This is a genomic window from Psychrobacter sp. 1U2 (assembly GCF_051847575.1).
In genome coordinates this window covers 1-662 of the sequence record NZ_JBPYDC010001221.1, presented here as the reverse complement: position 1 = coordinate 662, position 662 = coordinate 1, and the positions used below count along the sequence as shown (strand labels likewise).

Sequence of the window (662 nt, the reverse complement as noted above, 5' to 3'; positions counted from 1 at the left end):
CGCGTCTTTGAAGTCGCTCGTTCATTAGACTTACCAGTGAAGTTGCATTCCGAGCAGCTCTCAAACATAGGTGCTAGTGCTTTGGTAGCAGAATACCAAGGATTATCAAGCGACCATCTTGAGCACTTAGCAGAAGACGATATTAAAAAAATGGCCGCAAGCAACACGGTAGCGGTGCTATTGCCAGGTGCTTTTTATACCTTGCGTGATACCAAGTTGCCACCGATTGAAGCCTTGCGTAAACATCAGGTGCCGATGGCCATTTCAACCGATTGCAATCCTGGTACTTCCCCATTAACCTCGCTGTTATTGGCGATGAACATGGGCTGTACCCTATTTTATCTCACTACTGAAGAAGTGTTGGCAGGGGCGACCGTACATGCAGCGCAAGCGTTAGGTCTCGCCAAAAAAGGTAAAATAGAAGTAGGCTGTGATGCTGATTTGGCATTATGGGACATCGCCCGCCCCGCTGACCTTGCGTATCAAATAGGATTGAACCCTATTGCAGGTATCATGGTACAAGGCAAATGGCGCGAGACAGTATAGCGAATTCATATAGACACTTAGCATAACTAAAGAAAGCCCCAACCATTGAATGATTGGGGCTTTCTTATTGTCTATCGATAGAAGTTAACCAAAATTTAATACAGTAGATAAACTTT

1 protein-coding gene is annotated in these 662 nt (G+C 45.0%); it reads left to right on the top strand.

All coding sequences use genetic code 11. The annotated features are described in order from the left end of the window. Positions 1-546: amidohydrolase family protein (locus ACS8FD_RS21310; protein WP_439277338.1), on the top strand; the 546-nt coding region annotated here is incomplete at its 5' end. Between the last annotated feature and the right edge of the window lie 116 nt (positions 547-662).